This is a genomic window from Akkermansiaceae bacterium, from assembly GCA_017798145.1.
In the GTDB taxonomy this organism is placed as follows: domain Bacteria; phylum Verrucomicrobiota; class Verrucomicrobiia; order Verrucomicrobiales; family Akkermansiaceae; genus Luteolibacter.
This window is the reverse complement of record CP059069.1, coordinates 3,653,860-3,677,820: the sequence shown is the minus strand read 5'-3', so window position 1 is coordinate 3,677,820 and position 23,961 is coordinate 3,653,860. Positions and strand designations below refer to the sequence as shown.

Annotated in this window: 27 protein-coding genes; 21 read left to right on the top strand and 6 right to left on the bottom strand. The window is 60.8% G+C overall.

Features of this window, described 5'->3' with window-relative positions; genetic code table 11:
• The first annotated feature begins 72 nt into the window (after positions 1-72).
• Positions 73-645, top strand: coding sequence for a DUF2238 domain-containing protein (locus HZ994_15770; GenBank protein QTN34423.1), 573 nt, complete (start codon positions 73-75; stop codon positions 643-645).
• Positions 646-682: 37 nt separating this feature from the next.
• On the opposite strand, the gene holA is transcribed toward HZ994_15770, so the two are convergent.
• Positions 683-1,819 (bottom strand): DNA polymerase III subunit delta, encoded by a 1,137-nt coding sequence (holA, locus tag HZ994_15765; protein ID QTN33706.1) that lies wholly within the window; start codon positions 1,817-1,819, stop codon positions 683-685.
• Between the two features lie 198 nt (positions 1,820-2,017).
• Between holA and leuC the strand changes: the two genes are divergently transcribed.
• From leuC to HZ994_15725, 8 genes are all read left to right on the top strand, one after another.
• Positions 2,018-3,442 carry a 3-isopropylmalate dehydratase large subunit gene (gene leuC, locus HZ994_15760; protein QTN33705.1) on the top strand — a complete coding sequence of 475 codons (1,425 nt, stop codon included), beginning with the start codon at positions 2,018-2,020 and terminating at the stop codon, positions 3,440-3,442.
• 42 nt (positions 3,443-3,484) lie between these two features.
• Positions 3,485-4,087 (top strand): 3-isopropylmalate dehydratase small subunit, encoded by a 603-nt coding sequence (leuD, locus tag HZ994_15755; GenBank protein ID QTN33704.1) that lies wholly within the window; start codon positions 3,485-3,487, stop codon positions 4,085-4,087.
• 23 nt (positions 4,088-4,110) lie between these two features.
• On the top strand, positions 4,111-4,878 hold the full coding sequence (locus HZ994_15750; protein ID QTN33703.1) for a haloacid dehalogenase-like hydrolase: 768 nt from the start codon (positions 4,111-4,113) through the stop codon (positions 4,876-4,878).
• Positions 4,879-5,102: 224 nt separating this feature from the next.
• The gene (locus HZ994_15745) at positions 5,103-5,669 is read left to right on the top strand and encodes a 3'-5' exonuclease (protein QTN33702.1); all 567 of its coding nucleotides are present in this window, start codon (positions 5,103-5,105) and stop codon (positions 5,667-5,669) included.
• A gap of 55 nt (positions 5,670-5,724) precedes the next feature.
• Complete coding sequence (lnt, locus tag HZ994_15740) at positions 5,725-7,476, top strand: apolipoprotein N-acyltransferase (protein ID QTN33701.1); 1,752 nt, start codon at positions 5,725-5,727, stop codon at positions 7,474-7,476.
• A 148-nt stretch (positions 7,477-7,624) separates the two neighbouring features.
• Positions 7,625-8,323: a DUF882 domain-containing protein gene (locus HZ994_15735; GenBank protein ID QTN33700.1), complete on the top strand. Its 699-nt coding sequence runs from the start codon at positions 7,625-7,627 to the stop codon at positions 8,321-8,323.
• Positions 8,324-8,378: 55 nt separating this feature from the next.
• Positions 8,379-8,960 (top strand): CDP-alcohol phosphatidyltransferase family protein, encoded by a 582-nt coding sequence (locus HZ994_15730; protein QTN33699.1) that lies wholly within the window; start codon positions 8,379-8,381, stop codon positions 8,958-8,960.
• Positions 8,957-9,790: a pantoate--beta-alanine ligase gene (locus HZ994_15725; GenBank protein QTN33698.1), complete on the top strand. Its 834-nt coding sequence runs from the start codon at positions 8,957-8,959 to the stop codon at positions 9,788-9,790. The genes HZ994_15730 and HZ994_15725 overlap by 4 nt, the downstream gene beginning before the upstream one ends.
• 282 nt (positions 9,791-10,072) lie before the next feature.
• Here HZ994_15725 and HZ994_15720 read toward each other — a convergent pair whose 3' ends face one another.
• Genes HZ994_15720 through HZ994_15705 form a run of 4 tightly spaced genes read right to left on the bottom strand, consistent with a single transcriptional unit; the run spans position 10,073 to position 12,034 of the window.
• Positions 10,073-11,167, bottom strand: coding sequence for a transposase (locus HZ994_15720; GenBank protein QTN33697.1), 1,095 nt, complete (start codon positions 11,165-11,167; stop codon positions 10,073-10,075).
• 44 nt (positions 11,168-11,211) lie between these two features.
• Entirely contained in the window at positions 11,212-11,661 is a 450-nt protein-coding gene (locus HZ994_15715; GenBank protein QTN33696.1) for an IS3 family transposase, read from the bottom strand.
• 56 nt (positions 11,662-11,717) lie between these two features.
• Positions 11,718-11,924: a hypothetical protein gene (locus HZ994_15710; protein ID QTN33695.1), complete on the bottom strand. Its 207-nt coding sequence runs from the start codon at positions 11,922-11,924 to the stop codon at positions 11,718-11,720.
• Positions 11,921-12,034, bottom strand: coding sequence for a transposase (locus HZ994_15705; GenBank protein ID QTN33694.1), 114 nt, complete (start codon positions 12,032-12,034; stop codon positions 11,921-11,923). Before HZ994_15705 ends, HZ994_15710 begins: the two co-directional genes overlap by 4 nt.
• A gap of 419 nt (positions 12,035-12,453) precedes the next feature.
• On the opposite strand from HZ994_15705, the gene HZ994_15700 reads away from it, so the two are divergent.
• The 12 genes from HZ994_15700 to HZ994_15645 all read left to right on the top strand — a co-directional run bounded on the left by HZ994_15700 (position 12,454) and on the right by HZ994_15645 (position 23,164).
• On the top strand, positions 12,454-13,419 hold the full coding sequence (locus tag HZ994_15700) for a ThuA domain-containing protein (protein QTN33693.1): 966 nt from the start codon (positions 12,454-12,456) through the stop codon (positions 13,417-13,419).
• A gap of 5 nt (positions 13,420-13,424) precedes the next feature.
• Positions 13,425-14,315: an alpha/beta hydrolase gene (locus HZ994_15695; GenBank protein QTN33692.1), complete on the top strand. Its 891-nt coding sequence runs from the start codon at positions 13,425-13,427 to the stop codon at positions 14,313-14,315.
• 61 nt (positions 14,316-14,376) lie between these two features.
• Complete coding sequence (locus HZ994_15690) at positions 14,377-15,198, top strand: hypothetical protein (GenBank protein QTN33691.1); 822 nt, start codon at positions 14,377-14,379, stop codon at positions 15,196-15,198.
• Positions 15,199-15,309: 111 nt separating this feature from the next.
• The gene (gene acpP, locus HZ994_15685) at positions 15,310-15,552 is read left to right on the top strand and encodes an acyl carrier protein (protein QTN33690.1); all 243 of its coding nucleotides are present in this window, start codon (positions 15,310-15,312) and stop codon (positions 15,550-15,552) included.
• 153 nt (positions 15,553-15,705) lie between these two features.
• Positions 15,706-16,242: a hypothetical protein gene (locus HZ994_15680; protein QTN33689.1), complete on the top strand. Its 537-nt coding sequence runs from the start codon at positions 15,706-15,708 to the stop codon at positions 16,240-16,242.
• A gap of 48 nt (positions 16,243-16,290) precedes the next feature.
• Complete coding sequence (locus HZ994_15675) at positions 16,291-17,187, top strand: LysM peptidoglycan-binding domain-containing protein (GenBank protein QTN33688.1); 897 nt, start codon at positions 16,291-16,293, stop codon at positions 17,185-17,187.
• 65 nt (positions 17,188-17,252) lie between these two features.
• Entirely contained in the window at positions 17,253-18,212 is a 960-nt protein-coding gene (locus HZ994_15670) for an acetyl-CoA carboxylase carboxyltransferase subunit alpha (protein ID QTN33687.1), read from the top strand.
• A 149-nt stretch (positions 18,213-18,361) separates the two neighbouring features.
• Positions 18,362-20,134 (top strand): family 78 glycoside hydrolase catalytic domain, encoded by a 1,773-nt coding sequence (locus HZ994_15665; protein QTN33686.1) that lies wholly within the window; start codon positions 18,362-18,364, stop codon positions 20,132-20,134.
• Entirely contained in the window at positions 20,134-20,448 is a 315-nt protein-coding gene (gene rhaM, locus HZ994_15660; GenBank protein ID QTN33685.1) for an L-rhamnose mutarotase, read from the top strand. Before HZ994_15665 ends, rhaM begins: the two co-directional genes overlap by 1 nt.
• Positions 20,449-20,529: 81 nt before the next feature.
• On the top strand, positions 20,530-21,300 hold the full coding sequence (gene hisF, locus HZ994_15655) for an imidazole glycerol phosphate synthase subunit HisF (protein ID QTN33684.1): 771 nt from the start codon (positions 20,530-20,532) through the stop codon (positions 21,298-21,300).
• A 170-nt stretch (positions 21,301-21,470) separates the two neighbouring features.
• The gene (locus HZ994_15650; GenBank protein QTN33683.1) at positions 21,471-22,208 is read left to right on the top strand and encodes a PEP-CTERM sorting domain-containing protein; all 738 of its coding nucleotides are present in this window, start codon (positions 21,471-21,473) and stop codon (positions 22,206-22,208) included.
• 161 nt (positions 22,209-22,369) lie between these two features.
• The gene (locus HZ994_15645) at positions 22,370-23,164 is read left to right on the top strand and encodes an HAD-IIB family hydrolase (GenBank protein QTN33682.1); all 795 of its coding nucleotides are present in this window, start codon (positions 22,370-22,372) and stop codon (positions 23,162-23,164) included.
• Between the two features lie 17 nt (positions 23,165-23,181).
• Here HZ994_15645 and HZ994_15640 read toward each other — a convergent pair whose 3' ends face one another.
• Positions 23,182-23,763, bottom strand: a complete 582-nt coding sequence (locus HZ994_15640) for a hypothetical protein (protein QTN33681.1) — start codon at positions 23,761-23,763, stop codon at positions 23,182-23,184.
• Between the last annotated feature and the right edge of the window lie 198 nt (positions 23,764-23,961).

Genomic DNA, 23,961 nt, shown 5'->3' with positions numbered 1-23,961 from the left:
TTGACCTAAGCCCACGATGATGCTCAGGATGGTTTCGTGAAATCACATCCCAATGCCATCCTGCTGGCGGCGATGCTCCCCGTGCTCGCCTGGTCGGGATGGCAACCCTTCGACACGCTCACCTGGTGGCTTGAGGTCGCCCCGGTCTTCGTCGGATTCATCGTCATCTTCATCGCCCAGGCGATGGGCTGGAGGCTTTCCAATTTCGCCCTCGTCCTCGTTGGCCTGCACATGGTGGTTCTCACCGTTGGCGGACACTACACCTATGCGCTTGTCCCCATCGGCGATTGGGCGAAGGACTCCTTCGGATTTTCCCGCAACCACTACGACCGCCTCGGCCACATCATGCAGGGCCTCGTCCCCGCCATCGTCTGCCGCGAAGTCTTCATCCGCAACAAGGTGATCGCAAAACGCGGCTGGATGGCCTTCTGCACCGTCTGCTTCTGCATGGCCGTCAGCGCCATCTACGAACTCCTCGAATGGGTCGCTGCCCTTGTCTCGGAAGAAGCCGCCGAATCATTCCTCGGCACCCAAGGCGACAACTGGGACACCCAGAGCGACATGTTCTGCGCCCTCATCGGCGCGCTCTTCGCGGTGATCCTGCTGCGGGCACCGCACGACCGCTCGATGCGGAAACTTTCCTAGCGGCAACGTGGCGGCGGCTCGCATCCGCCATGCCAGACTACCTCCCCTTCCTCGCCGCCGCGATCTCCGCGATCAACCGGTGCAGCACCAGCCGGTGATCCAGCCCGGTCGTCACCAGCGCCTGATCCGCTTTCTGCGTCTGCTCCATGACATGCTGCAGGCCTGCGAGATCGAAGTTTTTCGCATTCGGCACCGCAAGGAAGATCGGGAAAACATTCACCCCGGAGCCGTCCTTTTTCTGCGGCAGCCAGCCACGCTCGGCGGCCGGAAGCTTGTTGAGCGCGCCCGCGAAGGATGAATAGCTCCCGGCATTGGGCTTGAATTTCTCCAGAACCAGCTTCGCCATGTACAGGTTGCGGACGACATTGATGATCGACGCCCGCATGATCCCCACCGCCGACTCCTCCGCCTCTAGCTGCTCGTCGATGAGCTGGATCGCACGAGCCACATTGCCCATCTGGATCGCTTTTCCCGTCTCGAAAATTACCGCCGCCCGGCTCAGTGGCACAAGCACACGCACATCCTCCTCCGTGACCTTGCGGCGTTCCTTCCCAAGATAGAGGTCTATCTTCTCCAGCTCGTTGGCGATCTGCTTTGTCTGCTCCCCGGCGAGCATGATGAAGAGCTCCAGCGCATCGTGTTCGAACTCCAAACCCAGCTCCCTGGCACGGCCCTCGACCAATCTGCCGACCTCATCCTGCCACCCATCCCGGCTGATATCGATCTTGTCGTAGCTGCGGACCGATGCGTTTTTCTCCAGGAATTTCCAGAACGCCCTCCTCTTGTCCACCTTGTCGGCGGAAAGGATGAACCTGATCCCATCCGGCAGCCCCTTTTCCAAGACCCCCCGCAAAGCCTCCACCCCCGCCTCGGTCCGCTGCGCCCGGCCGGTGACGTCGTCGCCGAGGAAATTCACGTTCCGCAGCCAAACCACCTTGTCCCCGCCGAACATCGGCATGGTCATCAGCGACTGGATCGCGGTGGAGCAAAGCTGGTAGGCGTTCTCGGAATTGTCCGCATTCCCGTCGATGGTCTCGTGGGTGAAACCGTCGTCATTCCCGCCCGTCAGCTCATTGTAAAGCGACAGAGCCTCCTCCCGCACCAGCCCGTCGTCGCTCCCCACGATCACGTGGAAACTGGCGTTTGCGGAGGCTGTCTTCTTTTTTGCGGGCACGCGGATGGTGTAACGGGCGGCGGCTGGCTAAGAAAGGGAATTTCTCCTGCCGGGATGTGGGGGCGATCTTCGGTCGCCCTCACATACCCCAAGGAAACGAATGGGCGACCGAAGATCGCCCCTACGTTTTGGGGGTTGAAGTTTCCCCGCCGCCTATCCACATTCCCGCCCCGCCGCAAACCACGGCGGATCAATGCAATGGGAAAAAGCCTCTTTCAAAAAGTCTGGGATTCACACCGCGTCGGCACCCTCGGGGATGGCCGCACACAGCTCTTCATCGGCACCCACCTCATCCACGAGGTCACCTCGCCGCAGGCCTTCGGGATGCTCCGCGACCTGGGCCTGACGGTGAAATTCCCGCAGCGCACCTTCGCGACCATCGACCACATCGTCCCGACGATCAACCAGGACCAGCCCGCCGATCCGCTCGCCGCTGAGATGATCGATGCGATCCGCAAAAACTGCGATGACTTCGGAGTGACCTATTTCGACCTGAAATCCGGCAAGCAGGGCATCGTCCACGTGGTCGGCCCCGAGCAGGGCATCACCCAGCCGGGCACGACGATCGCCTGCGGCGACTCCCACACCGCCACCCACGGGGCTTTCGGGGCGATCGCGTTCGGGATCGGCACCAGCCAGGTGCGCGACGTGCTGGCAACTCAGACCATCGCGCTCGGCGAGATGAAAGTCCGCCGTATCGAGGTCAACGGCGACCTCCGCCCCGGCGTCTATGCGAAGGACGTGATCCTCCACATCATCCGCCTGCTCGGTGCGAACGGCGGCATCGGCTACGCCTACGAATACGCCGGCGATGTCTTCGACCGCATGTCCATGGAGGAGCGCATGACCGTCTGCAACATGTCCATCGAGGGCGGCGCCCGCTGCGGCTACGTGAACCCGGATGCGAAGACCATCGCCTACCTCCAAGGCCGTCCATACGTGGACAACGACAATTTCGAGGAAACCGCCGCCCGCTGGCTGTCCTTCGCCTCGGATGCCGACGCGCATTTCGACGACATCGTGAAAATCGACGCCGGCGACATCGAGCCGACCGTCACCTGGGGCATTTCCCCTGACGCAGGAATCGGCATCACCGAGAGCATCCCCGACCCGCTCAAGGCCAAGACCCCCGAGGAAAAGGCCAGCATCGAGGAAGCCCTCGCCTACATGAAACTCCCCGGCGGCACCCCGATCCAGGGCGTGAAAATCGACGTCGCTTTCATCGGTTCCTGCACCAACGGCCGCATCTCCGATTTCCGCGAGGTCGCCAAATACATCAAGGGCCACAAGGTCGCGTCGGGCGTGCACGCCATCGCCGTCCCCGGCTCCCAGATCGTCGCGATCCAGTGCGAGCAGGAAGGCATCCCGGAAATTTTCCGCGCCGCGGGCTTCGAATGGCGCGCCGCCGGTTGCTCCATGTGCCTCGCGATGAACCCCGACAAGCTCATCGGCGACCAGCTCTGCGCATCGTCCTCGAACCGGAATTTCAAAGGCCGCCAAGGCTCCCCGACCGGACGCACCGTCCTCATGTCCCCCGTCATGGTCGCCGCCGCCGCGATCAAGGGCCACATCACCGACGCCCGCGAACTCTTCGACCTCTCGGAAACCTCCGCCGTCGCCTAATTTCAGCATTTCAGTTTTCAGAATTTCAGCATTTACCCCACCATGGCCCTCGAACCAGTCAAGCAAGTCTCCGGCACCGGAGTTTTCATCCCCGGCGCGGACATCGACACCGACCGCATCATCCCCGCGCGCTTCATGAAATGCGTCACCTTCGACGGTCTCGGCGAATTCGCGTTCTATGACGTGCGCTTCGATTCCGAAACAGGCGAGAAGACGAACCACCCCCTCAACGACGAGCGCTTCAGGGATGCCTCCATCCTCATCGCCGGGGTGAACTTCGGCTGCGGCTCCTCCCGCGAACACGCCCCGCAGTCGCTGAAAAAATACGGCTTCAACGCGGTCATCGCCGAATCCTTTGCGGAAATCTTCTACGGAAACTCCACCACCCTCGCCATGCCATGCGTGATGGCCGCCGCCGCCGACATCGCCAAACTACGCACCGCCATCGAGGCCAAGCCGGACACGGAAATCACCATCGACCTCGAGAGAATGACCGTCAGCACCTGCTGCGACCTCGAGTTCCCCGTGAAGATGCCGGAGTCCGCACGCGACGCCCTCGTCTCCGGCCGCTGGGATCCCATCCAGGAACTGCTGGACAACGAAGCCGCAATCAACGAGCGCGCGAAGGCACTGCACTACGTGTGACCCTGGCGGCGGATCCATCCGCCATGCCAAACCTCCCAACGTTTGCTATGACCCCGCCGGAAACCCCACCGCCCGGCATCGCCCTTTTCGATATGGACGGCACTCTGCTGGCATGGGATTGCCAGCTCCTGTTCCGCCACCACGTCCTGAAAGAGGAACCCGCACGCTATTATTCCGTCCCGCTATTCCTAGCCTTCCTGCCCTTCGCAAAACTTCTCGGCACCGAGAACATGAAGCGCGTCTTCCACTCCTTCCTCTGGAAGATGCCGCCCGAGCGCCTCGCGGAACTGTCCCGCAGCTTCGCCGAAAAACTCCAGCCAAGCATCTACCACGAGCTGAAGGAAAGACTCGCCCACCACAAACAGGCCGGCCACCTCACCATCCTCAGTTCCGCCAGCCCGGAATGCTACGCCACCGAAGTCGGGAAACTCCTCGGCTTCGACATCTCCCTCGGAACCGTCCTGGAAAACACCCGCCTCTTCCCCGATCTCACCAACCACAAGGGTGCGAACAAGGTCGCCCGCCTCCGCGAACTACTACCCCCATCGTATTTCAAGGACGGGAAACTCGCGAACTCGTGCGGCTACACCGACAGCACCGCAGACCTCCCCATGCTCTCGATCTGCGAAACCGCCACCCTCGTGAACCCTAAGGCGGAGCTCACCGCCATCGGAGAAAAGAACGACTGGCTCATCCTCCGCCCCATCCGGCCTTGGAAATCCGATTTTGACAAGGGCTGGCGCGTGCTCGCCCTCTTACTCGCTCTCTGCGAAAACCCCGCCAAACTCTAACCGGAATCAGCTTCCCCGACCGGCTTCGCAACCCTCATTTACCCAATGATCCGGACATGGAATTACATATCCTTGGCATCACGGCTCCGCCTTCATCCGCAATCATGGCGAGATAACACCCCATGCCCCGCCTCAATCATTCCAAACATCTGAAAAGCCTGCCGCGTAATATGGGGGAGTGGCCGGTGGAGGCGGGCAACAGTTCTCAACGGGAGATTGCCGAGATGAAAAATAAACCGAGGATTATCAAAGAAGCGCCTGATTCACCGTTCGGGAAACGTTCCTTCTGCTTACTCGACATCGAGACCACGGGGCTATCGACGGATTCCTGTGAGATCACGGAAATCGCGGTGATCCGGGTGGATGAACGTTTCGCAATCACCGGGGAGATGAGCCGCTTGGTGCGAATTTCCGGGAAGGTGCCATGGCACATCACCGGGATCACGGGGATAACCGATGCGTTGTTGCGGGCGGAGGGGCAGCCGCTCGCCGCGGTGCTGGATGAGACCTGGGACTTCATGGGCAGGATGCCCTCATACGCGCACAACGCGAGTTTCGACCGGAGGTTCCTGGATGCCAACGCCTTGCGGTCGGGGAAAGATTTTCGCTTTCCGCTCGAATGCTCCATCCCGGTTTTCAAGCGGCTGTTGCCGGGCAGGAAAGGCTTCGGCCTGACGATACTTGCGGAACATCTTCGCGTGAGCGGCGGCGGGGCGCACCGGGCACTGGCGGATTGCCGGGTGTTGCTCGGATGCCTTCGGAAAGCGCATGGGATAACGGCTTCCATTTGAATCCTTGCGCCATTATCGCATGGCAATTTCAAAGGCCATGCCCAGACTCCGAGCCATGCCCGATCGCTCTTTCATCCTCAGGTCCCTCGCCATCGCAGCCACCGGCCTGATGGTGGCCTCGCTCTTCCCGCCCTACTCCTTCGCGGGTCTTGCTTGGATCTGCCTGATCCCGCTTCTCATCGCCCTCTGGTCGCTGGGTGGGACACACCGGGCAAAAAAAGGTTTCCTCATCGGCTATCTCGCCGGGCTTGTCAGCTTCGGCGTCCAGCTTTCCTGGCTCTCCACCGTCTCATGGCTCGGGCCCATCGTCCTCTCGGCATACCTCGCCCTTTACTGGGGCGCGTTCGGAGCCTTCGCCGCCACGCTCGGAAACCCATGGCACAGGAAGGACGGCGTCTTGGAAAACCCGTTCCGCTCCCTCTTCAACGCATTCACCCACGCCACCGTCTGGGCCGGCCTCGAATGGCTGCGCGGCTGGCTGTTCACCGGATTCGGATGGAACGGGCTCGGCGTCGCCTTTCACGATACCCTCGTCATCTCCCAGGCCGCGGATCTGTTAGGAGTCACCGGCCTCTCGCTCATTCTCGTGTTTTTCCAATGCGTCCTCGCCCAGGTCGGCCGGCGCATGCATCGGGCAAGCCTCGACGGCATCCGCAAACCTCGCTGGGATTTCGCCGCAACCGCACTCGGCGTGGGTTTCCTGCTCGCCTACGGCATCCTCCGCATCGCCGGCGAGGCAGGCAAGGAATCCATACATCTCAAATCCCTGCTCGTTCAGATCAACATCCCGCAAACCGCCAGCCAGCAGCTCTGGCCTGCCGAAAAGATCCACATGGCCTACGAGGACGAAACGATTTCCGCCCTCCAAAGCATCTCCGAAAGGGATGAAACGAAACTCCGGGAAGCCATACGCAAGGGCGAGGAGGGAGGCATCGAGCTGGGCAGCCCCGACTGGGTGCTATGGCCGGAGACCGCGCTCAACGGCCGCATCATCCGCACCGATGACGGAGAGTGGGGTGCATGGCGTGAGAACCTCGATACGATACGCCGAGTCCGTGATGCCGGGCGCTTCGACCTCATTTACGGCGTGGTCGAGGTCGAGGGCGAGCTGCGCGAGGACGGGCTTTACGAAAAAGATCAGCCGCGCATCTACAACTCCATCGCCGTGGAACCAGCCGAAGGCGATTTGCAGACCTTTCGCAAGCACCATCTCGTCATCTTCGGCGAGACCATCCCGTTTGTGGAATCCGTCCCGCTCCTGAAAAAAATCTACGAGCAGCAATCCGGCGCGCAATACAACGGCTCCTTCTCCGCCGGCCCCGCGCTCGACCCATTGCCCGTTTTGCTCGATGAGACTAAAATCGGGATCATCCCGGCCGTCTGCTTCGAGGATACGGTGCCGCGGCTCACTCGGAAATTCGTCCGCCCCGGGCCGCAGGTCATCGTGAACCTCACCAATGACGGCTGGTTCAAGGAATCGCAGGCCGCCGCCCAGCACTTCGCCAACGCCCGCTTCCGCGCCATCGAGCTTCGCCGCCCCATGCTGCGCTGCGCAAACACCGGCGTCAGCGCCGCAATCGACACCATCGGCTCCACCGCGCATCCGGAGACGGGAAAGCCGCAGGTCATCCTCGATGAAAGCGGCAGCACCTTCCTGCGTGGCAGCCTGCTCACCGAGCTGAACGTTCCGCTCCAACCATCCTTCTCCCTCTACGTGCTGATCGGGGATTGGGGGATCATCGTGCTCTCGCTGCTCGGACTCATATCGGCATTTGTTTTCAGGGAACACCAACGGATCTCACCCTGAATCCCAGGAATTGTTAGCCCCCAGGCGGCTTTTTTTGCTTGTCCGATCGGCTTGGGCTGCTTGGGTAGCGGGAATTACGGTATGCGTGCACCATCCGGACGCTCGATTTGGCACGTTTCCCGCTCACTCAGACATCAAATTCCACACTATGACCTACCCGAAAGCCCCGACCGACCTGACACCCGGAAACCCATCGGACTCTTTCACCAGCCGCCGCAAGCTCATCGGAACGCTGGGTCTTGCAGGCGCCGCATTCTGTTCCTCCTCCACTCAGGCAAGCGCATGGTTCTGGGAAAAGAAGGACGATGTCCCCGTTGTGAAGGTTAGGACGATCCCGAGTGATGCGCGTATGGCTCGCAACTCAGCTCCCACCAAAAACATCGGCGGATTCCCCGAGGAATGGGTCCGGCTTCAGGGTCGCAATCTGGACGCATACGCCGCCTACCTGAATTCCCTGAAAATGCGCAACATCAGCGCCCAGGACGTAATCGCGGCCCACGCCAAGGAGCGCGGCGGCGTCTGGAACAGCCTTCCGCCCCGCCAGTGGTGGACCCGTATGGGATACACCCTCAAAGTCATCGACCGCGTGTCCTCGGAAATGAACGTCGGGGTGAAGGAAATCGTTTCCGCATACCGCAGCCCGCAATACAACGCCCGCTGCTCCGGCGCGAAGTCCCACTCATGGCACCAGGCAAACGTGGCCGTGGACGTGCAGTTCCACACCTCCGCCCGCAATGTCACCGCCGCCACCCGCAGCCTGCGCGACCGCGGACTTTTCAAGGGCGGCGTGGGGAGCTACTCCAGCTTCACCCACATCGACACCCGCGGGCAAAACATCAACTGGTAGGAACAGGCCGCGTTTCCTCGTTCCCTTTCACGGAAGCGCCTGATAGCCTCGTGGCATGACCTTCGCCACGAAAATCACCATCCTCCGGATGTTTCTGGTGCCGGTCTTCGCCGTGCTGGCCGTCGCCTATGGCCTCAGCGTCGGAAATGGAGCACCCGTGGAGGAATACCGCCTCGCCGCGCTCGCCGTCTTCATCGCCGCCGCCGCCAGCGACGGGATCGATGGCTGGATCGCCCGCCATTTCAACCAAATCTCGGAACTCGGCGCATTCCTTGATCCCATCGCAGACAAGGCGCTCGTCTTCAGCGCCGTCATCATTCTCACCCTCCTCGAATGGGGCCCCGACGGATGGGGGCTTCCGATCTGGTTCTGCGGGATTGTGGTCTTGCGCGATGTTGTGATCCTTGCCGGGATCCGCATACTCTATTCCGCAGGGAAAAAGGTGGCCATCAAACCGCATTGGACCGGGAAAGCCTGCACCTTCGCGCTCTTCGTCGTACTCGCCTGGGTGATGCTCCAAGTGGTGGATCTGCCGCCCGCCTACCCCTGTCTGATCGCATCGGTTTTCATCATCCTCTCCATGCTTGAATACATCCGCCAGGGCATCGCCATCCTCCGTGTCACCGAAACCCCATGAGGACCGCCGCCAACACATCCGAACTCCGCAACCTGCTCCCTCATTGCGGAAGCCCCATCATCCTCGTCCCAACCATGGGCGCCCTCCACCCGGGACACTCCTCCCTCATCAGCCTCGCACGGGAAAAGGCGGGGCAAACCGGCACCGTCATCGTCTCCATCTTCGTCAACCCCATCCAGTTCGACCGCATCGGCGACCTCGAAAGCTATCCCCGCGCCCTCGCCGCAGATCTGGTCATCTGCGAGCGCCAGGGAGCGGACATAGTGTTCGCACCGAAAGCCTCCGGAATGTATGCGCCCGATCGCTCGGTCACCGTCATAGAGTCATCCCTATCCAAGCACCTCTGCGGAGCTACACGGCCCGGGCACTTCGATGGGGTCTGCACCGTTGTCCTGAAACTTTTCAACCTCACCCGCTGCGATGCCGCTGTCTTTGGCGAAAAGGATTTCCAACAGCTCGCCATCATCCGCCGCATGATCCGAGACCTCGACCTCGGTGTGGAAATCATCCCCCACCCCACCGTCCGCGACGACGACGGCCTAGCGAAGTCATCACGCAACGCAAGGCTCACCCCCGAACACCGCGCCGATGCACCCCGCATCCGCAAGGCGCTCAGCAAGGCGTCCGAAAAAACATCTCCCCATGACATGCTCGCAACAGCAAGGGCCTCCATCGAGGCCTCGCCCCACGCCCGCATCGACTATCTCTCGCTCGTCGATGCGGAAACCCTTCTTCCCGTAGAAACCCTAACCAGCCGCTCCGTCCTCGCCTGCGCCGTTTTCTACGGCGATGTCCGCCTCATCGACCACATCGTCATCCCGCCGAGATGACCGAACATGGCGGGAACGCTCCGATTTACCCCCCCCCGCCCACACCGGCGATAAAAGCCTCCCGGTAGGCGGCGTCCTCGAAAAGCGCCCCCAATCGCCGCGTTACCATGATGTGTTACCAAGCACCCGGATATTTGAATCGAATCGGCCTGGCCATGAACCCTCCTACCTATCCCGCAAAATGCCCCGAGCTAACGGGAAAGCCCTACTATTTCCCTACGAAATTTCACTCAGGATGTTGCCATGAGGCAGCTCTGATCCAATTTTCGTGATACGGGAAGTTCAACCGACGCCCACCCGCAAATCCCGCACGCTCCAGAGCACCCCCTTCGCCGCCGCGCCGCTGCCGCGCATTCGTCGCGCTCCATCCTTCCTCCTCTTGGAAAACCGATCCCGCGCCCCCGCGAAGGCCTCGTTCACGAACTCCTTGCTCCCGATCACCGCACCGTCTGTGAAGTACCTCACCCGTTTCATCAACATCCCGGCCATGCCGAGGTCTGGCAGCACCGTCTGGTTGTCTTTCGACGCAAGCATCTCTTCCTCGTTCTTGGTCGCGTGTTGCGCCTTGCCAACATCCGTCATCCCGCTTTTCCGTCCCAGCGCCATGCCCATCGCACGGCGGTAGATCCTTGAAACATCCTTCCATCTCTCCGCCTCAAAACCCGCGCCCTTGTGGCTAATACAGGCTCGCACAAGCCCTTCGCGCGCCTTCTTCCCGTTGCCTTTCGCGCCACCGCCCACCGCCTCGCCGTAGCTGCTCCAGCGGTAATCCGCAGGATCGGAAACCATCCCGGCACGAACCGGATTCAGGTCGATGTAGGCCGCGATCGTCCTTGCCGCCGTTCCGCTCTCCACGATCACGCTCTTGAAACGATCCTCCCAAAGCGTTCCCGTGCGGTTGTGCGTGCGGTTGAACCAACGGGTGAATCTCTGCAAGAGAGTCTTCATGAAATCGCTCAAATCATGCATCCTGGGCGTGAAACGTCCGTGGATCCCAGCAACCGGATACGCGTTCCCCCCTTCGCCATCGCCTTCCGCCCGCGCCGCGGCAAGCTCATCGGCCACGCTTTTCACGAAATTCTCGCCGTAGAGAACGCCAAGCCTCCTGAGAAGCTCCGCATCGCTCAGCCCGCCCTTCGGCATCGGCGGAACCTCAAGCAGGATATGGAAATGGTTCGACATCACACAGTAGGAAAGCACCCGGCAGCCGCTGAAGCTCTCCATCATCCGCATGAACATGCGGAATTTCCCCCGCTCCTCATCACCGAACACGAACCGCCGATCAACCACGCGAGACGTAAGGTGGTATACGGACGGCCTTTCCTCGGATTCCGCCCACGGAGTGAGCCAACGCTTCGTTCCTTTCTTGCCTGACATACCCCCATCCTGCCCGGATTTTCCAAGCAGTCAAAGGTTTTCTTTCAGTTTTCCTGGAATATTACGATGGGAATATTACGATGGAATATTACGATGTCGATGGCGAGGACTTCGCGGATGCCCTCGTCGAGGACGTTGATCGTCCGGAAGCGTTTGCCGTGATAAAGAGTGTCGTGCATGAAGTCCATCGACCACTGGAGATCCGCCTGCGGCGGAGCGCTGAGCGGTTCCCTGACGCGAGCCGGCAGCCTCCTCTTGGCTCGCCTGGGAAGGTTGAGCTTCATGGATTTGCAAACCCTCCAAACGCGCTTGTGGATGCAGGTCTCGCCCTTGAGGCGCATCCAGTGGAAGCATTTCCAGAAGCCCCAGCGCCCGTGTTTCGCGACAATCTCGTTGAGCCGGGAGATGACGGGTGCGTCGTGCGCGGCACCGTCGCGCTGCGGACGGTAGAACCGCGCACGCCCGAGCTTCATGGCACGGCAGGCGCGTGACACGGGCATCGAACGCTCTCCGACGAGCCAGCCGACCGCCTCCCGGCGTTCGACCGGCCTCAGAGCTTTTTTTCGATCAGCTCCTTCAAGGCATCGTTCTCCATGGCGAGATCCGCATACATGCGCTTGAGCTTGGAGTGCTCGGCCTCGAGTTCCCTGATGCGCTTGAGTTCGGAGACCCCGAGGCCTCCGTATTTGCTCTTCCAGTTGTAGCAGGTCGGCTGGCAATGGAGCGAAGCGACATGGCGGGACTGATTCCCCTTCATTCCATCCCGCAAATGCCGTGCTTGCGGCAGACATCGGCGACTTTCATCCCGGCATCGGCCTCCTTGAGGATCGCCACGATCTGGCTCGCCGTGAATTTGCTCTTCTTCATGGTTCGGTGTCTCTGGTTGCGACCCGAATCCTCTACTTTCAGCCTGTCTCACGGCAAGGGAAGCTTACAGGTAGGGTTGTTCCCCAGGAAGGGGGGCAAGCGCTGGTTTTTTTTCGATGAGCCGAATCCGAGGAAAGGCACTCGTATCCGGTTCTGGCCTTTCTGAACGACCAGGCGACATTTTCGCGAGTAATGAGGGCTCCATCGCCCAAGCGAGCCTGATGGAGAGCCGGAAACAACCGATGGGGGCGGGAAAGTGGTTTCAGGTGGGATACCGGGCCCCATCCCTTATAAACCAAGACGAATCAGCGGGGGCTTGCGAATCCGGCCTCTGGAGCGGATCCGAAGCATCGGCTTGAACGTCGCACGGAGCGCGACTTTTTGATCGAAGCCCAGTCCCAGGGCCGTATGCTGAGCCCATGAAACAGACTTTCCTTGCGCTGCCCGCCGTCGTCCTCCTAGCGCTCCCAGCGACCGCTGCGGAGAAACTCAAGGCGCTGATCGTCGATGGGCAAAACAACCACGCGGTCTGGCCGAAGGCGACGGTGATGATGAAGCAATATCTGGCGGACACTGGCCTGTTCGAGGTGGATGTTGCGAGGACGAAGTTCATCTCGAATTTCAAGCGCGAGGAAAAATGGCTGCCGCTCGCGGGCGCCGGGGAATCGGAAGGGATGGAAAAGCCAATGCCCGATCCTGATTTCGCACCCGATTTCTCCGGATACGATGTCGTGGTGAGCAACTTCGGGTTCGGCGCGGCGGATTGGCCGGAGAAGACCAGGCTGGCACTGGAGGATTACATGAAGGCGGGCGGCGGCCTGGTGGTGGTGCATGCGGCGAACAACAGCTGGGGGAACTGGGTGGAGTTCAACAGGATGATCGGCCTGGGCGGGTGGGGCGGGCGCAACGAGAAGTCCGGCCCGTATGTGTATTACGATGCGGATGGCAAGGTTGTCCGCGACGATGGGCCGGGCAAATGCGGCACGCACGGCCCGCAAAGCGAATTTCTCATCACGATGCGGGACAAGGAGCACCCGATCACGAGGGGTGTCCCGGATTTCTGGATGCATGCGAAGGACGAATGCTATTCCATGCTGCGCGGCCCGGCGGAAAACATGACCATCCTTGCGACCGCAGCCGACACCCCGGCGCTGAAGGAAGCCGGTCGCAACGAGCCGATGCTGATGGTGATCGATTACGGGAAAGGCCGGGTTTTCCACACCACGCTGGGACATGACACGGAGGCGCTTGAGAGCGTCGGATTCATCGTCACGCTCCAGCGCGGCAGCGAATGGGCGGCGACCGGCAAGGTCACGCAGGAAGTCCCTAAGGATTTCCCCGGAGCGGAGGCCTCGTCATCCCGCGCCTTCGAACTGAAAAAGTGATCCCCATGAGAATCCTGATCTTCGCCGTTTTGCTCTCGCCCCTGCTCCGCGCGGAGTGGGAAAACCTGTGGCCCGGTGCAGCGCCCGGTGCCGTGCGGCCACCTGCCGGAACCGAGTCCACCTACGAGGGCGGGCGGATGAAAATGATCGAGGTGCCGCAGTATTGGGTGCACCTGCCACCGAAGGAAAAGGCCAACGGGGCGGCGGCGGTGATTTTCCCGGGCGGGGGGTACGGCATCCTCGCCATGGAGCACGAGGGCCATGCATACGCGAAGTGGCTCAACGAGCGGGGCATAGCGGGCATTGTGGTGAAATACCGCGTCGGTGCCGGCCTCGGCTACCAATATCCGGTGCCCTTCCTCGATGCCCGCCGCGCGATCCGTACCGTCCGCGCCAATGCGGCGGAATGGAACATCATGCCGGAGCGGATCGGCGTGATGGGCTCCTCGGCCGGAGGCCACCTCGCCTCGCTGTGTGCGACCCGTTTCGCCGACACCTTTCCCGAAGAGAGATCGGATGAAACCGACAAGCTTTCCGCCCGTCCTGATTTCGCGATCCTCTGCTACCCGGTGATCACCATGGACGGGATCGGCCACAGCGGCTCGCGGAAGAACCTCGCCGGGGAAAACGCCGCGCCGGAGCTGCTGGAGAGGCTTTCCACCGAAAAGGCGGTGGCCAAGGACAGCCCGCCGGTATTCCTGCTGACCACCTCGGATGACGGCGTGGACTGCCGCAACAGCCTGCGCTTCGCCACCGCCTGCAAGGAGAACAAGGTTCCCGTCGCCCTGCACATGTTCGAGAAAGGGGGCCACGGCTACGGCCTGAACGGCAAGGGGCCGCTTGCGCAATGGCCGGGCTTGCTGGACAAATGGCTGGCGGAGCGCTGGGCGGACTGACCGGTGTAGGCCGGATGCGGCTTGCATTTCCCCGACCCACAGCTTTCCCTAGACCCAGCCTATGAATGCCCCGGAGCAGATCGTCTGCAAACCCACCCCCTGGTTCACACTCCGCGCCGGAGCGATGCTGGCGATGTTCAGCGTGTTCGCCGTGCTTTTTTACATAGACGGCACCACCGGATACCGTGAGAAAAACCTGGAATACTACCTCCACGCAACCTTCCCGAAGGCCACCGCCAAGTTTTCCGAGATGAATGCGAAGGGCGATCTGACGGAAGAGGGCTGGAAGGAATACGCGGAAAAGCAGAGCGTCGATTTCCCGAAGGACAGATCGCTCATCCCCGCGGACACGGAGCTGCCCATGCCATGGCCGCCCGTGCTGACGGACTACGAAAAGGTCAAGCCGCTACAGCACAACCTCCTGTGGCAGGAGTATTCAGGCGAGAACCGGATGAGCGAGAAAGTGAAGGAGCAGCCCTTCGATGCCGGGAAAATCCGCGAGCAGATCATCGTTTTCTACATCTGCCTCGGGCTCGCCCTCGGCGCTCTCTTTTTCCTGATTCGCACCTCCCGCCGCTCCCTGACCGCGGATGGCGAGGCGCTTGTGAGCGCAAACGGCAAGCGCATCCCGTATGCGGAGATGAAAACGCTCGACCTGCGGAAATGGGACACCAAGGGCATCGCGATGATCCAGTATGAAGGCGGCTCCGGGCGGGGGAGCGCCAGGATTGACGGACTCACCTACGGCGGCTTCAAGAAGGATCAGGGCGAGCCTGCGGAAAAGCTCATGGCCCGGATCCGGGCGAATTTTTCCGGGGAAATCATCGAATACACCGTTGTCGCCCCGGAGGAAGAGCCGGAAGCACCGGCGGAAGGCACTTAGAATCTTCGCTTTGTGGCGCTTTTCCCCTTTTCCAATTTTTCATTGTTGCCATGCTGCGTCCGCAAGCGGTAAGCGTTTCCAACCACCAACACACACAACCACTCACCAATTATGTCAGACAAATCGATCGAAGAACGGGTAAAGGATATCATCGTGGACCAACTGGGCGTCAGCGCCGACCAGGTCACACCGGAAGCGAAATTCGTCGAGGATCTCGGCGCGGACTCCCTCGACACCGTCGAGCTTGTCATGGCACTAGAGGAGGAATTCGATGTCGAGGTGCCGGACGATGAGGCGGAGAAACTGCAGGCCGTCAGCGATGTGGTTTCTTTCATCACCAGCAAAAAAGGCTGAGCCACCAGGCTTTCATTTTCACCAGAAAGGGTGGGTACCGGAAGGTTCCCGCCCTTTTCTTTGCAATCCTGCGAGATCCGGCGCATAATCCGGCCACGCGGATCGCGATCCCCTTTCGGCGGTTCCGCCCCTGCATCCCAGCTTTTTCCCAAAGTGCCCAGCCAAGACGACATCCAATACGCCATGGAGACGACCCGTGTGCTCCATGAGCCGGATCACCGCATCCAGACCTTCGGAGAGACCCGTTTCGAGTTCCAGCTGCTCAGCGAGCCGATGGATCAGGTGGGCAAGGTGCGCATCCGCACCGGGGAGGTGGAGGCGATGAAGCCGCGCATCCTCCGCCCGGAGCCTTACCGGGGCATCGAGCTGGAGGGCTTCGATGAGAACGCCCGCGCGCGCTTCGATGCGATGGTGGAGAAATTCAGGGAACAGGGGCGCGACCTCGCCTTCCTGCAATATGGCTTCCGCTTCAGGCGCGGAGCGGTGAACGAGGAGCTGATCCATGACTCCCTGGAAACCGTCCGCGAACGCGTGCTGGAAGACATCCGCCGCACCGGGAATCCCGCCCGCGCCATCATTGAGGGGGTCGATGACACATGGGAAATCTCCATCCTCAAGTTCTCCTTCGAGATGATACTGCGCTCCCACCAGATCAACGCCTTCGACCTGAAGCGCAAGGGTCTCATCTAGGCGAGGCCGCATCCATTGGGTTGAATTTCCGAACCTTGAGTTTTTCGCGTGAAAATCTGGCTCATCATCAAGATCATCGCCGGCCTTGCGGTTGCGGGCGTGGTGACGTTCACCGGAATGCTCGCCTACCACATCACCGTCAAGCCGCTTGGCGGGATCTTTGAGAGGATCATCCCGGAGGCCGGCACCGTGCTGCGGGTCACCAAGGAGGAGGATTTCGCGAAAATCCTGGATGCGGCGGAGATGCCGGATTTCGAGCCTGGAGACCGCGCCTTCCAGAAAGCCCACGAACTCATCGCATTGGGGAAAATCGCCGAAGGCCGCGAAAAACTGCTCGCCATCGTCAACGTCTTCCCATCCTCCCCCGCCGCCCCCACCGCCCGCCGCATCGTCGGCCAGATGAACCTCGATGAGATCCTGGCCAGCCATTTCACGGAGGGAAAAACCGAGTATGAGGTGAAGCGCGGCGACTCCTACTTCGCCATTGCAGGCCGCAGCGACACATCCCTCGACATGATCATGCACCTCAACGGCATGATGAGCCTCAAGGATCTCCAGCCCGGCGACGAATTCCAGCTCATGCCGCTCAATTTCCGCGTCCTCATCGAGCCGCAGAGAAAGGCCGTCTCCCTCTGGGACGGGGCGAAGTTTGTCTGCGAGTATCCCATACTGAAGCTCAACGGCTCCGCGCCCTCCGCCGGCAAAACCGTGATCGCATCGCGCAGGGCCACGCTCGACGGCAGGGCCGTCCCGCCCACCGAAAAGAACTACCGCGCCACCTCGAAATCGATCCAACTCAAGAGCCCTCCCCTCCAGATCTTTCCCTACGACGAATCCGACGAGAGCCCGCCACTTGGGATTTTCCTCGGCGAGGCGGACATCGAGGAGCTTTTCCTGCTCACCCGAACCGGCAACGAGGTGGAGATCCGCAACCCGAAAAAATGACTCCACACCCGTGATGCGGGCATTTAGACTTGCGCATCGCCCTCACCACCAACTCCCGCGAACGCATGCAACTCCTCGAATTCGAAAAACCCGCCGCAGAGCTTGAAAAGGAGTTGGAAAGGCTCCGTGCGAAGTCCAGCGCGCAGGATCTCGACTTGTCGGATGAAATCGCCATGATGGAACGCAAGCTCGCCGAAACCCGCTCAGCGATCTACGAAAACCTCACCCCGTGGCAGCGCGTCCAGATCGCCCGCCACACCCAGCGCCCGTTCATGCTCGATTACGTCTCACTGGCATTCTCGGATTTTTCCGAACTCCATGGCGACCGCCACATCGGGGATGATGCCTCGATGCCCGGTGGATTCGCGATGCTGGGTGACAGGAAATGCGTCGTGCTCGGCCACCAGAAAGGCCGCGACACCAAGGAGAACCTCAAGCGCAACTTCGGCTCCGCCCACCCCGAGGGCTACCGGAAATCGCTGCGCCTGATGAAGCTCGCAGAGAAATTCTCGATGCCAGTCATCGCCCTTATCGACACCCCCGGGGCGTTTCCCGGGATCGGTGCGGAAGAGCGCAACATCGCCGAGGCCATCGCCTTCAACCTCCGCGAGATGATGCTCCTCAGGACTCCGGTGATCGCGGTCGTCATCGGCGAGGGCGGTTCCGGCGGCGCGCTCGGCATCGGCGTCGCCGACCGCGTCATCATGATGGAGAACGCCTACTACTCCGTCATCTCCCCCGAGGGCTGCGCCGCCATCCTCTGGAAACACCGCAAGCACGCCCCCGAGGCCGCCGAGGCGATGAAACTCGTCGCCCCCGACCTCATGTCGCTAAAGCTCATCGACGACGTCGTGCCGGAGCCGACCGGTGGCGCCCATCACGACCACCACGCCACCGCAATCGCCTTCCGCGAGGTGATTTCCAAACACCTCGACCACCTCTGCTCCCTCAAGATCGAGCAACTCCTCAACGAGCGCTACGAGAAATTCCGCCAATTCGGCGAGTGGAACGAGGCGGAGGGCTAACCGATCGTCCATGCATGGCGAGGGCGGACCGGGGTGCCGCATGGCTTCCTTTCCCGGACGGGAAGCCTGATGATGATGGCTATGTGCCTCTGGATGCTGCTCGGAAGTCCTGCGTGACTTTTCCATGAACATATCCAGCATGGGGCGACATGCCACATCGAAAAAAAATCCTCACCTCCGTTGTATTCCTGATCGCAGGCCTGCACCTAGCATACGCAGCACCGGTTGAACTGAACGGTCAGCCGCCCGTCTCCATCACCGAGCCCGCTCCCGGGATCATTCTCGTCGATTTCGGAAAAGTCGCCTTCGGGAACCTGATGCTCACACCGCCCAACGGTGCAAGCGGCAAGGTCACAGTCCACTTTGGGGAAGATTTCGACAAGGGGCGCATCAACAGGAAGCCGCCCGGCACCGTCCGGTATGCGACGGCGGAGATCCATGTCGCAGGAACGGATCCCGTCATCATTGCGCCGCCCGCAGATGCCCGGAACACCCAGCAGGGCGATGGGAAAACCCCGCCCGCCATCCTCACCCCGCCGGAGTGGGGCGTTATCCTGCCTTTCAGGTGGGTCGAGATCGAGGGGTTGCCGGGTGGCTTGAATGCGGACCAGATCGTCCGCCGCGCCGCATTCCCTGCGGACTGGGATGAGGAAGCCTCTTCCTTTTCCTCCTCGGACGAGACGCTCAACCGCATCTGGGATCTCTGCAAATACACGATCAAGGCCACCGCCTTCGCCGGCGTCTATGTCGATGGCGACCGCGAGCGCATCCCCTACGAGGCGGACTCCTACCTGAACCAGCTCAGCCATTACTATACGTCGGACGACACCGGCTTCGCCCGTCGTACCTATGATTACCTGATGAACTATGCGACCTGGCCCACCGAGTGGGCACCTCACATGATCTTCATCGCGCACGCCGACTGGATGCGGACTGGCGACAGCAAATGGCTCGCACCTCGCTACGAGGCGCTGAAGAAAAAGACCCTGTCGGATCGCGCCGGGGATGATGGGCTGGTGAAAAGCAACGCCGCGCAGATCAAGAAGGGCGACATCGTCGATTGGCCGCACACCGAGCGCGACAAGTTCGTTTTCACGGAAACCAACACCGTGGTGAACGCATTCCACATCAAGGCGCTTCGTGACATGGCGGATCTCGCGGAGGCCGTCGGGAAAAAAGGAGAGGCTGAGGGTTTTCGGAAAATGGCCGGAGAGAAGCATGCTGTTTTCCAGGAGAAACTCTTCGACGAAAAGCGCGGGGTTTACCGGGATGGGATCGGCACGGATCATGCCTCCGCCCATGCGAATTTCTTCCCGCTGGCCTTCGGCCTCGTGCCTGCTGGCAAGCGGGATGGCGTCGTCGCTTTCCTGCGGAAAAAAGGCATGGCCTGCTCGGTCTATGCGGCGCAATACCTGTTAGAAGGGCTATTCAACAACGGCGCAGCTGACAAGGCGATGGAGCTCATCACCGCCGATGGCGACCGCAGCTGGAAGCACATGCTCAACACCGGAACCACGATCACCTACGAGGCATGGGATCAGAAATACAAGCCGAACCAGGACTGGAACCACGCATGGGGCGCTGCTCCCGCAAACCTCCTGCCCCGCTTCACCCTCGGCGTCCGCCCCCTCATCCCCGGCTGGGAAAAGGCGCACATCAGCCCGAACCCCGGCTATCTGGAGTATGCCAAGGGCAAGGTGCCGACACCACGCGGAGCCATCACCGTGGATTGGAAAAAGGCAGCAACTTTCTCCATCTCCATTACCCTCCCTGAGGGAATGGCCGCAAAAGTGGATCTCCCGGCAGCAGCAGGATCGACCGGGGTTTTCATCGGCGGGAAAAAAGCGGAAGCCACACTGGAAAACTCGCGTTGGGTGCTGAAAGACGAAATTTCCGGAACCGCGACCATCGAAGTGAAATAATGGAAACACACGCCTTCACCATGAAGCTCAAGCCCGGCAGCGTGGCCGAGTATGAGAAGCGCCACAACGAGATCTGGCCCGAGCTTTCGGAGGCGATCCGGGAGGCGGGCATCTCCGATTACTCGATCTTTCTCGATGAGGAAACGCTCACCCTCTTCGCCATCCAGAAACGCGCAGCCGGCCACGGTGCATCAGGACTCCCGCACCATCCCATCGTGAAAAAATGGTGGAGCCACATGGCTCCACTCATGGAAACAAACCCGGACAACTCCCCCGCCTGCGGCGATCTCCGGCGGGTGTTCCACCTGGAGTGAAAAAATACACGCTCGGGAAAAGAAAATCCCGGAAGCCCTTTCTTCATTGAAGTTTGAAGTTTAAAAATTGAAGTTCCCCGCGTGCTCGCAAAACGAATCATCCCCTGCCTCGATGTCACCAACGGCCGCGTCGTCAAGGGCGTCAACTTCGTCGATCTCATCGACGCGGGCGATCCCGTGGAGTGCGCCATCGCCTACAACGAGCAGGAGGCCGACGAACTCGTTTTCCTGGACATCACCGCATCCTCGGACGCGCGTGACACCATGGTCGATGTCGTCCGCCGCACGGCGGAGAAATGTTTCATCCCCCTCACCGTCGGCGGCGGGATCCGCTCCGTGGACAACATGCGCACCATGCTCCTCGCCGGGGCGGACAAGGTCGGGATCAACACCGCCGCCGTCAACAACCCCGGCCTCGTCGATGAAGGCGCAAAGGCTTTCGGAAACCAATGCATCGTCGTAGCCATCGATGCGAAACGCGAGGGCCCCGGAAAATGGGGCGTCTACACCCACGGCGGCCGCACTCCCGTCGGCCTCGACGCCGTCGAGTGGGCCAAGGAAGTCTGGAGGCGCGGCGCGGGCGAGATCCTGCTCACCTCCATGGACGCGGATGGCACCCAGGCCGGATACGATTGCGAACTCACCGCCGCCATCTCCTCCGCCATCGGCATCCCCGTCATCGCCTCAGGCGGCGCGGGGAACCTCGATCACATGGTGGAGGTCTTGGAGAAAGGGAAAGCCGACGCAGTCCTCGCTGCCTCCATCTTTCACTTCGGCATGCACACGGTAGGTGAGGCGAAGGAGCATTTCGCGAAAAACGGCGTCCCCGTCCGCCCGAGCTTCAAGCACTGATGGAGCGCCGCGCCTGCGACCGGCTTCCTTGCTCTGGGAGCCATGCATAAGAATTAGCCTGCTCGGAATCCCGGCCTTCCTCATGCCAAGTGATACCTACTGCGCGCAATTTTTCTTGTCGCAGCCTTCGGTGATTCTCATATTTCCCATGTCAGACATCATAATATTCCATGAAAGCAAAACACAGCCTATCCGCCCTTGTCGGCATCTTCGTCGCTTCTTGCCCGCTGGCTCATGCCGCCACGATCACATGGACATCCCAGGGAACCATCACCAATGAGAACGTCATCCAAGCGAACGTGTCATCGGCATTCAACCTATCGAATACCACCACAAATTGGGCTGTGACCACCACCGTCAACCCGCAAACGGTCACCTTCGCCAGCACGGCATCCGGTGCGATCACGAGCAACGGCGTCACGCTGACCATGACATCGGGCTGGAACAACCAAGGCATCGCCCCCCTCAGCACCATCTGGGACGGCACGCCGACCGATGCCGATTTCAGCCAGGTCATGGATAGCTTTGCACACGGCCCGGGTGTTGCTGCGCCAGGCGCCAGCGCCACTTTCACCCTTTCCGGGCTGACAAACGGGGTGAAGTATTCCGTCCAGCTTTTCACCTCCGACTCTCGCGCCAATATCGGGGACCGCAGGTCAATCCGGTTCAATGACGGGAACGGCAACCTCACAGCCGAGGTGGCTCAGATCACCAAGCAATACTTCATCGGAACCTTCACCGCCTCGGGAACCACCCAGGCCATCAATGCGACTTCCAGTCCGATTTCCCCCGGAACCTCGGGCGCCGTGATTCTGAACGCATTGACCCTTTCCGTAATCCCGGAGCCCTCCGGTGCCATGTTGCTCGGGCTTTCGATCCTTGGGTTCCTCGTCCGCCGCAGGCGCTGATGGAGAGCCGCGTCTGTGACCGGCTTTTCTCCGCTCCGCATTCCAATCAAGCGGCTGCCGGAATTGCTGTTAACGGATTCCGATCCGTTTACATCCGCGTTCATCCGTGGTTCCCATCCCCCCGCACTTGCCCATCCGCCGCGATGCGGTAGCTTCCCCGCGTGAGAACCTTAGACGCCTGTCCCACGCCCGGACTGATACTTTCCTTCGATTTCGACGGCACTTTGCATGACCCCGCAGAAAGCCCGCCTGTACCCGCCTCGTTTTTCGAAACCATCATGGATCTCCGGCAACTCAAGAATGCCGTCTGGGGGATCAACACCGGGCGCTCGATGCCGCAGGTGGTCGAGGGCTTCATCGAAAGCAATTTCCCCTTCCTTCCCGACTGGGTGGTGGCGCGCGAAAGGGAGATCCATTTCCCCAACCAGTTCGGCCGTTTCGCGCCCCACAAGCAATGGAACGACCGCTGCGAGAAGGAGATCCACAGGCTTTTCAAAAAGGCGAAGAAGGCACTGAAAGCCGTCCGCAAGGAAGTGGAGGAGCACACCGGAGCCCAATACATCGAGATGGACGGCGAGCCAGCCGGCCTGATCTCGCGCACCGAGGAGGAGATGGAGTGGATCGTGGAAAGGATCACACCAATGATCGCCGCCGTGCCGGATCTCGGCTGGCAACGGAACTCGATCTATCTCCGTTTCGGACATAAGAACTACCAGAAAGGCAGTACATTATCGGAAGTCGCCCGCCTCTACGGCTTGGATACCTCCAAAACCTTCGCCGCCGGAGACAGCCACAACGACATCGAGATGCTTTCGGTGGAGCACTCCGGCTTCGCCGCCTGCCCGGCCAACGCCGTCGGCGCAATCCGCGATCTCGTCGCCTCGCGCGGCGGCTTTGTCACAGAAGCCGCTCACGGACAGGGTATAGTGGAGGCGTTGCGGAAATATTTCCTGTAACGACAGATATATCCAGGTCAGGCTGGATTCCACCTGGTTCGCAGGTAGATGAAAACCCCAGCAAGAAGGAAAAGTCCGCCGATCAGGTAGGGAAGATACCCGGAATTTTCGGCCTGCGCCTTGTCGGGAGAAGGTGCTTCCGCGCCAGTCCCGGCATTCCGCTTCCCGTCCCTCGGGCCGGGTGTCACGGCCCCGCGCTTCGACGGGCCGCGCAGAGTGTAGTCCACCGGATCGCCGACGAGGCGGAAAGTTTCCCTACCCGACTTCACCCGCTCATACCATTGCTGCCAGATCACCAGGTCGGTGGGGAAGTTGTAATGGCCTTTTTCTGTTGGCGGGTTTTCCAAGAGCACGGAAAGGACTTCCACCGCCTTGTCACAATTTGGGTATGCTGTCATGACTGCTTCCACATTTGAGGCGTCGTCAGCGAGCTTTGGACGCGGGCTTTCATCCGCGAGCAGCTCGCCGAGGACGCCGATGGTTTCCGGACTGGGGAGGTTGCGAAAATACTGGAACATGAACCGGGTTTCCGGATGGTGGGGGTTCTCCTTCCACCTATCTAGGTAGTAGGTGGCATGGCCTGGTGTCTCCAATAGCATGGTTTGGATCTTGTAATAGATATCTGCCTCCTCAGTGCCATATGTCTCTACTGGCGCGTCTAATATTCCCGAAAAGCGCCTGATCTTTTCCTCATTGCTCATATTGGAGGAGCGACGTTCCATAGCTGACCACCGTTCAAGCCATGTCGAACCAGCATCTTCCCATTCACGGTGGAATTTCACCGAGTCTTGGTAGTA

What these genes read in the sequence shown, in the direction of transcription:
- HZ994_15650 (QTN33683.1), top strand. Translation starts at nt 21,471, where the DNA reads ATGAAAGCAAAACACAGCCTATCCGCCCTTGTCGGCATCTTCGTCGCT.
- HZ994_15725 (QTN33698.1), top strand. Translation starts at nt 8,957, where the DNA reads ATGAGGACCGCCGCCAACACATCCGAACTCCGCAACCTGCTCCCTCAT.
- HZ994_15640 (QTN33681.1), bottom strand. Translation starts at nt 23,763, where the DNA reads ATGCTATTGGAGACACCAGGCCATGCCACCTACTACCTAGATAGGTGG.
- HZ994_15705 (QTN33694.1), bottom strand. Translation starts at nt 12,034, where the DNA reads ATGAAGAAGAGCAAATTCACGGCGAGCCAGATCGTGGCGATCCTCAAG.
- leuD (QTN33704.1), top strand. Translation starts at nt 3,485, where the DNA reads ATGGCCCTCGAACCAGTCAAGCAAGTCTCCGGCACCGGAGTTTTCATC.
- HZ994_15770 (QTN34423.1), top strand. Translation starts at nt 73, where the DNA reads ATGCTCCCCGTGCTCGCCTGGTCGGGATGGCAACCCTTCGACACGCTC.
- lnt (QTN33701.1), top strand. Translation starts at nt 5,725, where the DNA reads ATGCCCGATCGCTCTTTCATCCTCAGGTCCCTCGCCATCGCAGCCACC.
- HZ994_15735 (QTN33700.1), top strand. Translation starts at nt 7,625, where the DNA reads ATGACCTACCCGAAAGCCCCGACCGACCTGACACCCGGAAACCCATCG.
- HZ994_15730 (QTN33699.1), top strand. Translation starts at nt 8,379, where the DNA reads ATGACCTTCGCCACGAAAATCACCATCCTCCGGATGTTTCTGGTGCCG.
- HZ994_15745 (QTN33702.1), top strand. Translation starts at nt 5,103, where the DNA reads ATGAAAAATAAACCGAGGATTATCAAAGAAGCGCCTGATTCACCGTTC.
- leuC (QTN33705.1), top strand. Translation starts at nt 2,018, where the DNA reads ATGGGAAAAAGCCTCTTTCAAAAAGTCTGGGATTCACACCGCGTCGGC.
- rhaM (QTN33685.1), top strand. Translation starts at nt 20,134, where the DNA reads ATGGAAACACACGCCTTCACCATGAAGCTCAAGCCCGGCAGCGTGGCC.
- HZ994_15700 (QTN33693.1), top strand. Translation starts at nt 12,454, where the DNA reads ATGAAACAGACTTTCCTTGCGCTGCCCGCCGTCGTCCTCCTAGCGCTC.
- HZ994_15670 (QTN33687.1), top strand. Translation starts at nt 17,253, where the DNA reads ATGCAACTCCTCGAATTCGAAAAACCCGCCGCAGAGCTTGAAAAGGAG.
- HZ994_15665 (QTN33686.1), top strand. Translation starts at nt 18,362, where the DNA reads ATGCCACATCGAAAAAAAATCCTCACCTCCGTTGTATTCCTGATCGCA.
- HZ994_15750 (QTN33703.1), top strand. Translation starts at nt 4,111, where the DNA reads ATGCCAAACCTCCCAACGTTTGCTATGACCCCGCCGGAAACCCCACCG.
- acpP (QTN33690.1), top strand. Translation starts at nt 15,310, where the DNA reads ATGTCAGACAAATCGATCGAAGAACGGGTAAAGGATATCATCGTGGAC.
- HZ994_15690 (QTN33691.1), top strand. Translation starts at nt 14,377, where the DNA reads ATGAATGCCCCGGAGCAGATCGTCTGCAAACCCACCCCCTGGTTCACA.
- HZ994_15695 (QTN33692.1), top strand. Translation starts at nt 13,425, where the DNA reads ATGAGAATCCTGATCTTCGCCGTTTTGCTCTCGCCCCTGCTCCGCGCG.
- HZ994_15720 (QTN33697.1), bottom strand. Translation starts at nt 11,167, where the DNA reads ATGTCAGGCAAGAAAGGAACGAAGCGTTGGCTCACTCCGTGGGCGGAA.
- HZ994_15710 (QTN33695.1), bottom strand. Translation starts at nt 11,924, where the DNA reads ATGAAGGGGAATCAGTCCCGCCATGTCGCTTCGCTCCATTGCCAGCCG.